Source organism: Phycicoccus jejuensis (genome assembly GCF_044797865.1).
GTDB classification, from domain to species: domain Bacteria; phylum Actinomycetota; class Actinomycetes; order Actinomycetales; family Dermatophilaceae; genus Phycicoccus; species Phycicoccus jejuensis.
In genome coordinates this window covers 782,346-796,539 of record NZ_CP085209.1, presented here as the reverse complement: position 1 = coordinate 796,539, position 14,194 = coordinate 782,346, and the positions used below count along the sequence as shown (strand labels likewise).

The following is a 14,194-nucleotide window of genomic DNA, read 5'->3' as shown; positions in this document are numbered from 1 at the left end:
GGTGGTCGAGCTGGGCCCTGAGCTCACCCATCTCACGAGACGCAGTGACCGTGCCCGGGGCCCGACCGTTCAAGATCCGACGCGCTCCCTCGACCTGTTCACGTGCAGCCTCCAGGTCCTCCTGCACCTCCAGCGCCGTGGACGCGCTCACCGCAGACCTAGACCGCAGCACCTCCACCTCCCGGATGGTCGCGGTGAGGTAGCTGACACCCAGCGATCCGTGCGGGACCATGCTGAAGCGGGCGTGCTCGGCCTCGACGTCGTCCAAGGCACGCTCTGCGCTCCCGGCGTACCTCCGCACGTCCTCCGCCGTGCCAGTGGCACGCCCGATGCTGGCTCGGGCCGCGGCCAGGAGCCCCATGACCTGGTCTGCGCTCACTCGCTCATCCACGACCGACCGCCACGTCCTCAACCGTCGCCAACCCCGGGGCCGTCGACGGCCCCGCGCGCCGGACAACGCCGCTCAGCAACTCGGCCAGAGCGGCAGCAGCGCGCTGGGCTTCCTGAAGCTCTCCCCGGACCGCTGGCAGGTCGCCATTCCGTTGGTTAGACACCGGGCCCGCCCTTCCAGCCCTACACGGGCCAGCCGGCGCATCCGGCCACCCCTTCACCCCCCGTAAGCGGTCCTAGCGCCTCGCAGGGTCACCCGCTGGCGAGCCCAGCGATCCCTCGACACCAGCACTTCCCGGTCGGAGGCGAGCCGGCACCTCAGCCACTACCTCGCCCACGGCCCCGGGGGCGTCCTGAGTGCCCAGCTCGTCGAGGAGCTCGGCCTTAAGCGGCTCGGGGTCCGGCAGGTAGGGCTCCAGGTGACGGCGCCGCCGGCGATTGAAGTGCGCACCAGCGTGCGGACGTCTGAATCGCCCGGCAGGCGTGCTGTCATGCCGCCAGCCGTCAGTCGTGCTCGCAGTACGGGATGCTCACGAAGCCTTCAGTCCAGTGGTCTTCATCGACGGTGAATGGGGCGGCGTAGAAGCACTCGGGCTCGTCGCGGAACCCCTCGCGGAGGCGAGCTCGCGATATGGCCGCCTCCACGGTCGCTTCGGTGCTGTAGACGCCGATGAGCTTGACGTCATCGAACTCTTTGTCGATGAGCAGCTTCCTTCAGCGTCGCGGTGCTGCGTCGGGGATCCGTCGGTGTTGGCGGCGTGCCGGACGTGCCAGACGATGTGAACAATCACGAGGGAACGCTAAGGCGTCGGGGGCTCCGCGAGTCGACCGGACATGCCGCACCTGTATGGCCGAAAGTCGGACTGATCTGCCGTCTTACCTGTGGTGTTATCACGGCATGGCATCACCTAAGCCTCAAAGCCGGCTGTCCCTTGACGGCGTCAGCGTCGTGTCGAGTCAAGGCGGCACTGCACCGGATGTGTTCAAGGTGTCAACCGAACCTTCAGCGGTCTCACTAATCAGTCAGCGCGTCCGGGCCATCGCTCGTTGACCGGCGAGGGAGGGGTGATCGGGTAGCCGGCGAGGATTGCGGGTCGCGCCCCCAGCGGCCGCCCACTCCACCGTCGCGTCGCCGCTGGCGGCATGAGGACGGCCAGCGGGGATCTGCTCTGCGTCGCGGATCCGCAGGACTGTCCTGGTCGAGACGCCCAGCCGGTCGGCGATCTCGCTGTCGGAGGCGCCCGCGGCGGCCAGTCTCCTGGTGGCCATGAGCCGCTCGGGCCGGCTGAGCTCTATCCCCTGCGGGTGACCTCCCTCGACGGCCCTACTGACCGCCACAGAGTCGACGAGGGGCCCGGCCTGGCCACCGCCGCGCTCGGTCCCCTGCGGCTCGGCCGTCGGGTCATCGATGGCGTCCTCGTCCCACGCCAGTGGTGGTGCGTACCCGAGCGAGCGGGCCCACCCGCGGGTCTCCGGCGAGGGCCCCGGCGTCATCGACAACCGCTCGTAGACGTCCCGCACCTCGCGCCACCGCGCGGCAGTCATCAGGTGCCCACCGGAGTTCAGGACGTTGGAGGTGTTCTGGGCCCCTGCGGCCGCGATCGCCTCGTGCGGCCATCCGAGCGCCATCAAGGCCTGAATCCTGCGCTGTGCACCGATCCTGGGGACGTGCCCCCGAGCCTGCTCTCCGTAGACCCGCGCCAACGACAGATTGGCCACCCGCGCAGCCGTGCGCCGCTGGACGTGGGTGTGCTCCCCATCGAGGATGCTGCGGATCGCCGTCGCCGACAGTCCGGTACCGCGAGCCAACGCCCGTAGCGGCACGTGCGCGTCGCGCAACCGCGCCAGCCGCTCCATCGACGGCTCGGCCGGCACGTAGCGGCCGGGGGCCCCGGCCGCGCGCTCACGACGCCACGACACCTCCCACGCCTTGCGATACATCATCGCCACCTCCTGGCCCGCTCACCTCCGTAAGCAGGCCTGGACCACCGAAGTGTCATCACGAACCCAGGCAGACAGTGGCAGCGCCTATGCACACGCCGTGGCACCACCAGAGCGCAGCACCGCCCCAACTTGCTAGGACAGCGCCGGGCAGTTGGTCTCGGATCTCGCCGACCGCGCCGGTGAACCCGCAACGGAGGTCGAGGACCGCTCAGCGAGACAGGGGCATTCGTCGTAAGGCCGGGTGCACGGTCGCGCGAGACGTCTTATCACCCTGCGAGAGAGGCGTATTGCCGCCATTATGACATAAGGTAGATTATCGGCGAAGTGTCGTGAGGCGTGCTTGCTCACGCGGACACGCCTCACGACACGGGCGGCATTCGTGATGGTCACGGCACACCAGTACCATCATGGCAGCGTGCCGACAGCGGGATGGAACTTGGCGGCCGGGGCGATTTCCGCCGTGATCGCACCACGTCCAATGCCTTGGATTGATGGCTAAACGGGAGCCCATTCGGGCGCTGGAGTGGCTCGCGCGCCGGAAGGACGGAGAGTCGCCGGCGCTGATCGCCTGGCGTGACGGGGTGAGCGAACACGCGGTCACGCGCGCCACGGACCCCTGGGGGCCATTCCCCCGTGCGACGCGCCAGCTGGGCCGCACCGAACTGCTGGAGGAGTTGTCATCGGAACGAGTCCGGCGGTGGGTGCTGGCTCGACAGCGTGGTGAGCCTGTCTCGGCGATCGCGCGGCGCGAGCAGGTCGCGCGGCAGATCATCAGCCGGCGCACGCTCCCATGGGGACCGTTCCCAGCACACGAGGTGGTCAGGGAGAGGGTGCGCGCGCGCCGGTCGGGTCGAAGCGTCGAGTCCGTGGCCGCCGAGTACGGCGCACCCCGGGCGCTGGTGCGCAAGGCGACCGCGCCGTGGGGACCGTTCTACCGGCGCGGCCCGCGGCTGCCCCCGGGACTCGTGGGGTTGAAGGCTCTCGCCGAGCTCGTCGGCATCGGGGAGCCGACAATCGTGCGGTGGGTCGCGCAAGGAGTCGTGCCGCCGCCGGACTTCGTCACTGCGGCCGGCCGGAAGATCTGGCAGCCTGGAGGCCCTCGCCGGGGTGGTGCCTTTCCGAGGAGAGCACCAGGCCGGCATCACGACCCCGGCACAGGACCGCCGAGTACTTGGCGGTACACATCGAGAATCTCGCCGGTGGCCCCCCTCAGTCAGGAAGCCGCGCCGTCACCCCAAACCCCACCACTCCACGGGACGCTGTCCGGGGGCCGGTGAGGCGGGACGAACCACCAAGAGCGCAGGGGCTTGCGGTGGACCGGACTCGAGGCCAGGCGGCCTGGCCAGCTCCGCAGGGGGAGCTGACGCCACATCCGCCGAACCGGTACCACGGCGCCCCGTCCGACCACCAGGTCGGGCGGGGCGCCGTGGTCGCCATTGGTGAGCCCACAGCGATGTCGGCCTGGTCGGCCGCGAGATGTGCCGCGCCCTGCCACACCTCTGCGGTGGCAGTCGGTGGCCGACGAGGGAGTCCGCTGATCGACTAGCGCCAAGCAGTACTCAAGAGCCGGCGGTCGCGCTCGCAAGACCGACAATCGTTGCCAAGAGACTGGACGCGGTGCCGACCGAGCTCTGATTGCGAAGGCCGAATGCTTACAGCAGGTCGGCAATCGACGTGCGCCGTTCAGGCAGTCGTGGTGCTGCAGAAGCGGATGCCAGAGAACACGGCGGTGGTGGGTTCGTCCATGCGACTTGGGGTGGCTCGGACGTTTCGCTCAGCTGCCTGGGTCGAAGTGTCCCCGAGGGACATACGGTGGAAGCGCATGCCGGCGAGGCCGCCGAGGAGGGCCCCGAGCAGGCTGACGAGCGACGCCGACGAGCGCGAGGATGCCGGTGGTGCCGACGTCGCCCTCGCCGACGGGCAGCCGGGGGAAGCTGTTGGGCTGCCCGAGCACGTTGTACCGGTCGCCGGCGACGAGGCCGAGGACGGCGACGACGAGCGCGATGACCAGGGCCCAGAGCCAGACGGCCAGACCTTGCTTGGCGCCGTTGAACCGGGCCATTCGGCCGGCGACGTACCCGCCGCAGTAGTACGCGACGAAGAGGACGACGAGCAGAGCGATGCCGCCGGCGAGCCCCACGGTGCTGGGGTCGCTGGTGGCGCGGTGCGCGGCGTCCTAAATGTCGGTGCCGGTCGCGATGCCGACGCCGGTGCCGGCGGCGGCCACGAGCGCGGTGAGGAGCACGGCGGAGCCGGTGGCCGTCAGCCAGCAGTGGCGACCGCTGCCAGGGCGTCGCGCGGTGCGTCGTTCATGGGAAGCCATTCGAGGGGACCGCTGGAGGCGGCTCACGGGGCGCGCCGAGAGCGGCACCCCCGGGGCCTACCCCCGAATGTTTGCGACGTAAACATCGGACCGCCGCGACCGGCCGCGCTCACTCCGGACCCGCTGTCGCGCCCCCGTGGCAGGGTGGGGTGACACCTGCGAGGAGGTCGCATGCCACCGACGGACGAGCTGTCGCCGCAAGAAAGGGCCGAGCCGCGCCGCCCGCTCGACCGTGAGGTGGTGGTCGCGGAGGCCATCGCGATGATCGACGCCGAGGGGCTCGAGGCGCTGACCATGCGCTCGCTCGGGGCGCGGCTCGGGGTCGAGGCGATGGCGCTCTACCGCCACGTCAACGGGCGCGAGGACCTGCTCGAGGCGATCGTCGACTCGCTCGTCGACTCCATCGCCGTCGACCCCGGCGACCTCTTCGAGCCGGCCGACGGGTGGCAGGCGTTCCTGCAGTGGATGGCGCACTCGGTGCGCTCGCTCGCCGTCGCGCACCCGGCGGTCTTCCCGCTGGTCGCGACGCGCCACCCGGCGGCGCCGTGGCTGCGTCCCCCGCTGCGCAGCCTGCGTGTCGTCGAGGGGTTCCTCGACGGGCTGACCCGCCGCGGCTTCACCGACGCCCAGGCCGTCGAGGCCTACCGCGTCTTCACGAGCTTCCTGCTCGGCCACCTGCTGCTCGAGGTCGCGACGCTCGGGGCCACGACCTCGCCGGTCGAGGAGCCGCTCGACGAGGGCGGCGCCGCCGTCCGCCCGCCGGGTGAGGAGGTGTCGGTCGAGGACTTCCCCACGATCCTGCGGACCGCCCCGCTCCTTTCCGAGGACCACGCGCTCGAGGAGTTCGAGCGGTCGCTCGAGGCGCTGCTCGACCGGCTGGACCTCGTCCTCTCGCAATGAGCGGACCGCATCGCGGTGATCACGGGTGGCTGCGGTTGTTGGGCAGAGTCTGGTACATCATTCAGGGGAGTTGGTGCTGTCTCAGGGGTTGGTAAAAGTACCGCCGGCGAGGGACGCGGGCGCCCGTTGCAGCAGCGGCCAACATGAGCGGCCAGCTGTGCGGGCTGTCGGCATCCGTTCGGGGGTGTGTGACCGGTGCATGTATGTCGACCGCCAGCGCGTTGGACGGGGTGCAGAGCATTGCTCGACGCATCCGCGGTTGGGCGCCATAATGCCCGAGTGAGGGACTCTGGGCTCTGTGATGGGCCAAGGAGGGGCGACACGCGTGGCACGTGCTGACTCTTGGTAGTGCACCGTCACCAGCTGTTCACCGACCTTCTGGGGCTCGCCGTAGATGCTCAGCCCGACTTGGTGTGGCTAGGAGCCGTCCATGCCGTCGAGGACGCAGTCGAGCGTTGCCGCGCTTGTCCCCGATGTGGTCATCGTGGAGCTTGATGTTGAGAACGGGGGTGGTCTTGAGCCCATGAGCGAGCTGCTTGACGTGCTGCCCGGGTTGCACGTCGTGCTTTTGGTGGCGGTCGTGACGGACTCGCTTTTGGAGCGCGCCATGATGGCCGGCGCGAGCGCCCTGCTGCCTGAAGATGGATCGCTCGAGGACCTCCTGCGGGTCCTGCGCGACATCCGCAAGGGCGGGCTGTGGGTGCATCCCTCGCTGCTGCGCCTGCTCGTGAACTGCTCGCCGAGTGAGGCGCCGGCGGACGCACCTGTTCATCTGATAGCTCGCGAAGATCAGGTTCTTCAGCTGCTGGGGGAGGGTTGCGCTGCGAGCATGATCGCGCCACACCTCGGGATGTCGCGCACTACGTGCCGTGGCTACGTGGCGGCTTTGATGTCCAAGCTCGGGGCTCATTCGCAGCTAGAAGTTGTCGCCATGGCCCGTCGACGGGGACTTCTTCGCGGCGGAAAATGGCCGCTTCATGATCACGAATGCGTCTGGGCAGCGCGGCGGCGGCTGCCCTCCAAGGACCTACCTCGAGGTCGCCGGATTGACTTGGCGCCCCGAGGCCGAGTCCGTTGACGGCTTGTAGTGCGAGGTGTGGCCAGGCAGGGGTGCTGCCACCCAACCTTTGGGCCCAACATCACGGCAGGCCAAGAATGGCACGTCTCTCGGCTGGCGCGCGTGCAGGCTGGTCAGGTGTGAGCGATGTCAGACGAGCCGAGCTAGACCGGTAGGGCGGTCGGCGACGCAGGACGAGCGAAGCCGATCGCACCCCTGCTGCCCGAGTAACCGATCGCGGGGCCAGCTATCGGCCTATGAAGAGCTTGTGGATGGCGACCGGGCCGTCCCCGGGGCGTCACCTCGGGAAGGGAGAGGCATGTCTCACACCACGCTCGCCAGCATCGTGGTCGCCCGGCACCGGCGGCTGCACGAGATGGTGGGTGAGGTCGCTCGTGCGGCGCCGGGGGCTTGGGGGCGCGGCGCCAGACCGGCTGCTGCGCCACCTCGCGGTGCACCTGGCCGCGGAGCGCATCGCCCTCGCGACGGACGGCGGGGCGACGCACGCCGCCAAGGACCACGAGATCGTCGAGGGGGCGGAGCACCTCGACGACCTGGGCACGGGCTGCCCGTTCTTCGCGGTGCAGCTCGGGCTCCTCCCGGCGGGGATGTTGCACGAGACGAGGTCGGAGCGGGAGACCGGCCCACGGTTCGTGACGACCCACGAGGCGGCCGACCTCGACCACGTGGAGCAGCTACTGCACGGGTGCGATGACCGCGTTGGCGACGCGGTGGCGCCCGCCCCGGGGGCCGTGTTCGGTCAGTTGCGGCGCCATGCACGGCGGGCGGCCCTGGAGTGGGCCGGGCGCCGATCGACCCGCAGCGGCCGCACCCGCGACTAATGCCCGTCACCAAACCCCCCGTCGGCGGGACATCCGTGGAACGGTTGTGCTCTCGGTCCAGACGCGGCCGCTCAGCGGGTCAAGCAGTGCGCCCTCCTTCGCTCTGATGGAGGACACCTATGTCTAAGACCACTCGTACCACCCTGCCCAGCGAGCGCGACCAGGTCGTCGAAGGTCTCCTCGACCGCGTCGCCGTCACGACCGACCCCGACGAGCAGCGACGGCTGCGCGCCCAGGTCGTCGAGGAGATGCTCCCGCTGGCCGACGGTCTGGCTCATCGCTACTCCGGGCGGGGCATCGAGCGGGACGACCTCGAGCAGGTCGCCCGGACGGCTCTCGTCGCCGCCGTGGACCGCTACCACCCCGACTCGGGGGCGGGTTTCGTCGCGTTCGCCGTACCGACCATCACGGGCGAGCTCAAGCGCCACTTCCGGGACTGCGGCTGGGTCGTCCGTCCGCCGCGCCGCGTGCAGGAGCTGAGGGCCGAGGTCGTCGTGGCGGAGGAGAGCCTGCGCCACCGGCTCGGCCGCGAGGCGACCGTCGCCGAGATCGCGGAGCTGCTGCAGTGCGAGTGCGCCGACGTCGAGTCGGCACGCCTGTGCGGCAGCGGATTCCGTCCCACATCGCTGGACGCGCCGGTGCTGGCCGGCGGGACGGAGGGCGACCGCTTGGCCGACCTCGGGGATTTTTACCACCGCTTCGAGCTGTACGCCGACCTGCGGCTGGCCCTGGAGTCGCTGGGGGAGCGGGACCGCCGGGTGGTGCGGCTGCGCTTTGTGGAGGAGCTGACGCAGTCGCAGATCGGGTCGATGCTCGGGGTCAGCCAGATGCAGGTCTCGCGCATCCTCTCGCGCATCCTGCGGCAGCTGCGGGGGAGCCTCGACGTCGTCGCCGCCTGACCGAGAGGGCCGGCGTGAGGGCGCCTTCGCTGGAGGCTCGCTGTCCGGCCCATAGTCGTGGTGGTGCGCACGGCGCAACACGACGTCGCCCCGCTGCCGTTCCTCTGCCGGCTTGAGGTCCTGGTCAAGCTGCACTGAGGGTCGGGCACGTTGTTCGGCCGCGATGCTCACGAAGCCATAGTTCCGTCGCCCTTGCTGACCGTGTACGTGCGAGGTGACGCACTTCGGCTCATCACGACAGCTGTCGCGCCTCCTGGCCCAGCCGCCGGCTAATTCGACCGCCTGCTCGCTGCGGCATACGCCTAATCGGCTTGACGTCGTCGAACTGCAGGTCGATGAGCAGGTTGCGGGGTGGGGAGTGTCGGTGGGTCAGGCGAGCAATAGCCCTGTACGCAACTCGGTCGCTGTGGCCGGCCACGAAGGCGTTTAGGCCGGTGTTCATCGTCGAAGCGACGGTCCACGGGTTGCTCGACCTGACTAGAACGGATGAATCGAGAGCGCCGAACCGTGAGGCGTCACACGGTCTTCACTTCTAGCCCCCGGTGCTGCAACCTGTCACGCTCAAAGCAGCACGAAGACCGCGACATCCGCGTCGGCGGGAGCCAGTAGCACTCTGAGCGGGTTCCCGCAAGCAGGGCACGCGCAGCGCTTCTTGTGCGCAAGCCGCCTTCGAGCAGGGAGCACGGCTCGCCTGCGCGGGGCGCAAGACCGGGGTGACGCGTGACAATGGGCAGGCGCTACCGTGGAAACGGCCAGGGGCTGCTGTCTCGTCCGGGGAGCGTCTTCCCTACGGGGCGCGCGGTTGTCTCGTTGTCCTCTGGGGATGACAGTGGGCAGTTCCTAGCCCTCGAGTCAGCGAGGCGGGATCTCGTGCGGGTGCTCGAAGCACTGTCGGCCGGGGACGAGCATGCCCTTCCCGAGCGCGTCGTGGATCTACATGGCCTCGCGCACACGCATCTCCCAGCCCTCGCCCTCGAGGGCCTCGCACCAGGCGGTGAGTTCCCCGTCGTGCTCATGCCACACGAAGACCCGGTTGACCCGGCCCGACTCGGCGATCCGCACGTCCCGAAGGGTAGGAGTAGGCAAAGCTGGGCGTGGTCCTTATCGATCGAGTGGGCTTGGTGGTGTGAAGGCGCGCCCGCGGGTCTCGATGATCTCGCGCGCAACCTCCCCGACAGTGAGGTTGCGCGCGGTCGCGCCCTGCCGGATGAGGTCGTTGGCTCGCTCCTGGCTAAGGCCGAAGCGGCTCATCAGGATCCCGGTGGCGGCGCCGATCGTCCGCGCCGCGCGCAGCACGGCCTGCAACTCACTCACCTGCACGGAAGAGATGACGCCGCCCCACTGCAGCTCGGCGATGAGCTCCATCCGCTGCAGGGCGTCGTCGTCGATCGCTAGGTCGTCGGGGGCGGGGGCGCGGTGTCGGCCCCGCAGCACCTGGGATCGTTGCGGGTGAGGCTTATGAGGCACGGCTCGCAGTATGCCGGGTCCTCGAGCCGAACACGAGGGGTCGTCTATCGCTCCCCAGGGGCTCTTGGGCAACACCCGTGCGCGCCACCTCTTCAGCCAGGACCCAGATCTTGGACCTGCTCGTCCATGCTGACCTGACGCAGCATGCCGAAGGCGCGCCGCTCGTTGACGCCGTCGCGGCTCATCATGATCCCGACCGCAACGCCGACGCTGCGAGAGGACCGCATCGCCTCCCGCAGATGCAGGGCCTGCTCGGTGGAGACCAGCCCCTCCCACTGCAGTTGAGCGATCAGCTCGCGGTCGGTACGGACGTGACGTTCCAGCGCGTCCAGACGGGCCGTGTCTCGCTCCAAGGTTGCGGCAAGGTCCTCTAGGTGCCGCCGCTATCCCGTCCGGTCACGGGGTCAGTATGGCGAGACGGTTCGATGGGTGTTCCCTGGGCTGGTGGGGGCGTGCTGATGTCATCGGCTCCGCCGCGGCGGACCTTGTGAAGCCATCCGCCGCCCCCAGTTGTGTAGGCCGGAGGCGCCCGACGCGCCCGCCCCATCGGTGGCCAGGCATCGTCGTATGTGCATTTGGGTGGAGTCACGGCAAGAAGCGTGGGCCCATGGTCGCGACCTCGAGCTCGGCGACCTCCCGAAGTTGGAGCCCGGGTGGGCCGGGGCCGGGTTGCTCAAACCGTCCAGCGTGTCGCCAGCCCCGTTCAGGGCCGGCGACCATCGACCAGGGCGGGACTGACTGGCGCGGGCGGACCCAGGCGTCGCTTCCATTTGGGTCGAGCGGTGCCTCGAGGACGAGGTCACGCCGCAGCGCCGCGTGAAGGGACGCAGCCTCGACACCGAGCCATCCGTAGAGGCTTCCGCGGCCGCCCGGCAGTGCGTCCTCCGCTGTCGCCGGCTGGTACCACCCGACCTGGTCCAGCCGTTCTGGCGGGCTGGCTACCACCGCATGCTGGTCGTCGCCGGGCTGATGCATCCGCAGCCACCTCCGAGCCACCCGCTCGCACCACCTGAACGTGACTCGCATGCAGTCCCAGCATCCGGTGCGAGGGCAGCCGGATGACGGCGAGACGCCTCGTTCTTGCGTGCGGACGCTGGTGGAACTCGGCAGACAGTCCACGTTCGAGCGTCTGAGCGCAAACTCTGCTGTCGCTGGTGCGCGAGGTGGGGAAGCAACGCGGAGGTGCGGGCGAAGACCGCAAAGCTCGAGGGTTGTGTTCGAGATCGCGGCCTGCACTAAATCCCCACCCCCGGGGGAAGAGTGGCTACCTTGTCGTTCGCCGGTGATCTGCTGCTGGCCCGCCACGAGAGAGGAGCCGGGATGTCCCAGGACGCCATCGTCATGCTGAAAGCTGACCACAAGGAGGTCCGGGCCCTTTTCCGGGAGTTCCGGAAGTCGTCGACCACGAAGGCTCGCAAGGGCAAGCTTGTCGAGCAGATCATCGAGCTGCTCACGGTGCATACCTACATCGAGAACGAGGTCATGTACCCGCGCGTGCGCGCCTTGCTCCCTGACCTGGAAGACGACGTGCTCGAGTCGTACGAGGAGCACCACGTGGCCGACGTGCTTGTCATGGAGCTCGTGCCGATGACCCCGCAGGACGAGCGCTTCGAAGCCAAGGCCACGGTGCTCATCGAGAACGTCACGCACCACATCGAGGAGGAGGAGCAGGAGTGGTTCCCCAAGGTCCGTGAGGGCCTCTCGCGTACCCAGCTGCGCGAGCTGGGCGCCGAGCTGGCGGCGGCCAAGGAGAAGGCGCCACGTCGACCGGAGCAGCCCAGCGCGTTGAAGAAGACCGTCGACGCCGTCCTCTCCTAACTGGCGCAGGTGTCTAACTGTGGCACGCCTCTCGGCCCGGGGGCCAGGGATGACAGCCGTCGCAGGCGTCGTACCCGATGGCGCCCAGGATGTCGGTCGGTTGCGTCTTCCTTCTCGGATATCGGGATCGAGGGTTTGGTGGGTGCGGGCGCGCGCGGCATCCACGCTCGCCACGGGGCTAGCGTTGGTGGCGCTGCTCGCCGGCTGCGGAGCCGACGTGGAGAAGCGGCAGGCGGCAGCGCCAGCTGACGCGTTCAGCGCGGCGGTGGTGTCGGACCCACCGGATGCCTGCCGGATGTTGGCGTCGCGCACGGTGGAGTCCTTGGAGTCGCAGGGTTCTGGCGAGTGCGCGAAGGACCTCGCGGAGGCTGGCATCCCCCCCGGCCGGTGAGCAGCGTTCCGTGAGCGTGGCTGGGCACACGGCGCAGGTCCGCTATAGGGGCGAGGCGGTGTTTCTGTCGCTCTTCGACACCGGGTGGAAGGTGGCGGCCGTGGGGTGCACGCGCTTGTCGGCGGACCCGTCGGTGCCATACGACTGCCTTCTAGAAGGGAGTTGATGGTGCGCCTCGTGTTCTTGGCGTACGCAGTGCTCATCGCGGTCGGCTTGGTCTTCTGAGTGGTGATGGGGCTGATGCTGCGATGAGTGCGCCGAAGCCGCGGGGGTTTTTCCGTGACAACGCGCTGTCGCTGGTCTTCGGCGGACTGTTGCTGCTCACGTTGCTGGGGCAGTCGCTCTGGGGCGTCGTCGGCTACAACCAAGAGGCGAGGACCGCTGGTTTGCAGCAGATCTCGCTGTTGCGGTACGTGACGTCATCGAGCTTCGCGGTGGACGTGGCCGAGAACTGGCAGTCTGAGTTCCTGCAGTTCGTGCTGTACATCTTCTTCACGGTGTGGCTGGTGCAGCGGGGGTCGTCGGAGTCGAAGTCGCCGGGCGACGAGGGCCGTGAGAGGTCAAGTCCCCGGTGGTGGTGTAGCGCTGCGCTCTCCTTGTTGTGGTCAGGCGGTCAGGGCGGGGAGTGCATCGGCTTCGATCTCGGGGTCGGTTGACGGCACGGTCGTGACGCGGGAGCGAGCGAGGACCTCGAGGCCGAGGTAGCGGCGTCCTTCGGCCCATTCGTCGGTCTGCTCGGCCATGACGGCGCCGACGAGGCGGACGATCGCGGTGCGGGTGGGGAAGATGCCGACGGAGTCGGTGCGGCGGCGGATCTCCCGGTTGAGGCGCTCGGTGGGGTTGTTGGACCAGATCTGGGTCCAGATCTCCTTCGGGAAGGCGGTGAAGGCCAGCAGGTCTGCTCGGGCGGCGTCGAGGTGGTCGTGGACCGCGGGGAGCTTGTCGGCGACATAGTCCAGGAGCCGGTCGAACTGGGCGTGGACGGCGTCGTGGTCGGGCTGGTCGTACACGCTGTGCAGCATCGCCTTGACTGCCGGCCACATCGCCTTCGGGGTGACAGCCATGAGGTTGAACGCGTAGTGGGTGCGGCACCGCTGCCAGGAGGCTCCGGGCAGGTTCGCGGCGATGGCCTCGCGCAGCCCGGCGTGGGCGTCGGAGGTGACCAGGCGCACCCCGGCCAGGCCGCGGGCGATGAGGTCGGCGAAGAACTCGTTCCACGCCGACCCGCTCTCGCTGGTGGCCACGCGCAGCCCGAGGACCTCGCGGTGTCCCTCGCCGTTGACGCCGGTGGCGAGCAGGACCACGGAGTTGACCACGCGGCCTCCTTCGCGGACCTTCATGGTCAGCGCGTCCGCCGTGACGAACGTGAACGGTCCGGCATCGCCCAGGGGGCGGTAGCGGAAGTCCTCGACGATGGCGTCGAGCTCGCCCGACATCCGGGAGACCTGCGACTTGCTGAGCGAGTCGATCCCGAGGGTCTTGACCAGCTTGTCCATCCGCCGGGTTGAGACGCCGGCGAGGTAGCAGTCGGCCACGACCGTGATCAGCGCGGACTCGGCCCGCTTGCGGCGCTCCAACAGCCACTCAGGGAAGTAGCTGCCGGTCCGCAGCTTCGGGATCGCGACATCGATCGTGCCCACCCGCGTGTCCAGGTCCCGATGCCGGTAGCCGCTGCGCTGCGTAGTCCGCCCCGGGGACGGGCGGCCGTACTCGGCACCGACCACCGCGTCGGCATCCGCGGACAGCAGCGTGTTGATGATCGACTGCAACAGGCTGCGCATCAGATCCGGGGAGGCCTCCGCGAGGGCTTCACCGAGCAGGCCGGCAGGGTCGACAATGTGTGGTGCGGTCATCGTGATGACTCCGTTCGAGAGTGCTGTGAGAGGTTCACTCGAAGGATCACGCGGTGGCCGCACCCACGTCCACCATCGGGACGATGTCGACGACCGCGCTACACCACTATCAGGGACTCAACTCGCAGACGTCGCTAGGCAGGTGAGCGGCGCCTTTGGCTCGGTGGACAAGCGCAGCCTGTCCTCCTGCGCGGAAGGTCGGGATTTGGACGCTTTCGGCATTCACGTCACTCGCCATGACCCGGGTCAGCCGAGCGCTCCGATAGGCAGACATCTCCCCCGCCGCGATCCGTCGCCGCCAGGTCTGGAC

General features: G+C 69.1%; 13 protein-coding genes. 7 read left to right on the top strand and 6 right to left on the bottom strand.

Annotated elements, in window-relative coordinates; translation table 11 throughout:
• The first annotated feature begins 939 nt into the window (after positions 1 to 939).
• Positions 940 to 1,173 carry a hypothetical protein gene (locus LG324_RS03640; protein WP_404351869.1) on the top strand — a complete coding sequence of 78 codons (234 nt, stop codon included), beginning with the start codon at positions 940 to 942 and terminating at the stop codon, positions 1,171 to 1,173.
• A gap of 240 nt (positions 1,174 to 1,413) precedes the next feature.
• Here LG324_RS03640 and LG324_RS03635 read toward each other — a convergent pair whose 3' ends face one another.
• Entirely contained in the window at positions 1,414 to 2,334 is a 921-nt protein-coding gene (locus LG324_RS03635) for a helix-turn-helix domain-containing protein (RefSeq protein ID WP_404351866.1), read from the bottom strand.
• Positions 2,335 to 4,108: 1,774 nt separating this feature from the next.
• The gene (locus LG324_RS03630; RefSeq protein WP_215512070.1) at positions 4,109 to 4,474 is read right to left on the bottom strand and encodes a hypothetical protein; all 366 of its coding nucleotides are present in this window, start codon (positions 4,472 to 4,474) and stop codon (positions 4,109 to 4,111) included.
• A gap of 354 nt (positions 4,475 to 4,828) precedes the next feature.
• Here LG324_RS03630 and LG324_RS03625 point away from each other — a divergent pair, with 354 nt between their 5' ends.
• The 4 genes from LG324_RS03625 to LG324_RS03610 all read left to right on the top strand — a co-directional run bounded on the left by LG324_RS03625 (position 4,829) and on the right by LG324_RS03610 (position 8,355).
• Positions 4,829 to 5,557, top strand: coding sequence for a TetR/AcrR family transcriptional regulator C-terminal domain-containing protein (locus LG324_RS03625; RefSeq protein ID WP_404351863.1), 729 nt, complete (start codon positions 4,829 to 4,831; stop codon positions 5,555 to 5,557).
• Between the two features lie 430 nt (positions 5,558 to 5,987).
• Positions 5,988 to 6,635, top strand: coding sequence for a DNA-binding response regulator (locus tag LG324_RS03620; RefSeq protein WP_404351860.1), 648 nt, complete (start codon positions 5,988 to 5,990; stop codon positions 6,633 to 6,635).
• Between the two features lie 362 nt (positions 6,636 to 6,997).
• Entirely contained in the window at positions 6,998 to 7,456 is a 459-nt protein-coding gene (locus LG324_RS03615; RefSeq protein ID WP_215512067.1) for a hypothetical protein, read from the top strand.
• 119 nt (positions 7,457 to 7,575) lie between these two features.
• The gene (locus tag LG324_RS03610) at positions 7,576 to 8,355 is read left to right on the top strand and encodes a sigma-70 family RNA polymerase sigma factor (protein WP_404351857.1); all 780 of its coding nucleotides are present in this window, start codon (positions 7,576 to 7,578) and stop codon (positions 8,353 to 8,355) included.
• Between the two features lie 933 nt (positions 8,356 to 9,288).
• Here the strand turns inward: LG324_RS03610 and LG324_RS03605 are convergent.
• The 3 genes from LG324_RS03605 to LG324_RS03595 all read right to left on the bottom strand — a co-directional run bounded on the left by LG324_RS03605 (position 9,289) and on the right by LG324_RS03595 (position 10,175).
• A complete protein-coding gene (locus tag LG324_RS03605; protein ID WP_404351854.1) occupies positions 9,289 to 9,417 on the bottom strand; it encodes a hypothetical protein in 129 nt (42 codons plus the stop codon).
• Positions 9,418 to 9,456: 39 nt separating this feature from the next.
• Entirely contained in the window at positions 9,457 to 9,789 is a 333-nt protein-coding gene (locus LG324_RS03600) for an ANTAR domain-containing protein (protein ID WP_404351851.1), read from the bottom strand.
• Between the two features lie 125 nt (positions 9,790 to 9,914).
• Entirely contained in the window at positions 9,915 to 10,175 is a 261-nt protein-coding gene (locus tag LG324_RS03595) for an ANTAR domain-containing protein (RefSeq protein ID WP_404351848.1), read from the bottom strand.
• 967 nt (positions 10,176 to 11,142) lie between these two features.
• Between LG324_RS03595 and LG324_RS03590 the strand changes: the two genes are divergently transcribed.
• Positions 11,143 to 11,640 carry a hemerythrin domain-containing protein gene (locus LG324_RS03590; protein WP_215512063.1) on the top strand — a complete coding sequence of 166 codons (498 nt, stop codon included), beginning with the start codon at positions 11,143 to 11,145 and terminating at the stop codon, positions 11,638 to 11,640.
• 639 nt (positions 11,641 to 12,279) lie between these two features.
• Entirely contained in the window at positions 12,280 to 12,687 is a 408-nt protein-coding gene (locus LG324_RS03585; RefSeq protein ID WP_404351845.1) for a DUF6766 family protein, read from the top strand.
• On the opposite strand, the gene LG324_RS03580 is transcribed toward LG324_RS03585, so the two are convergent.
• On the bottom strand, positions 12,637 to 13,884 hold the full coding sequence (locus LG324_RS03580; protein WP_404351842.1) for an IS256 family transposase: 1,248 nt from the start codon (positions 13,882 to 13,884) through the stop codon (positions 12,637 to 12,639). The two genes, LG324_RS03585 and LG324_RS03580, sit on opposite strands and share 51 nt — an antisense overlap.
• Positions 13,885 to 14,194 lie beyond the last annotated feature (310 nt).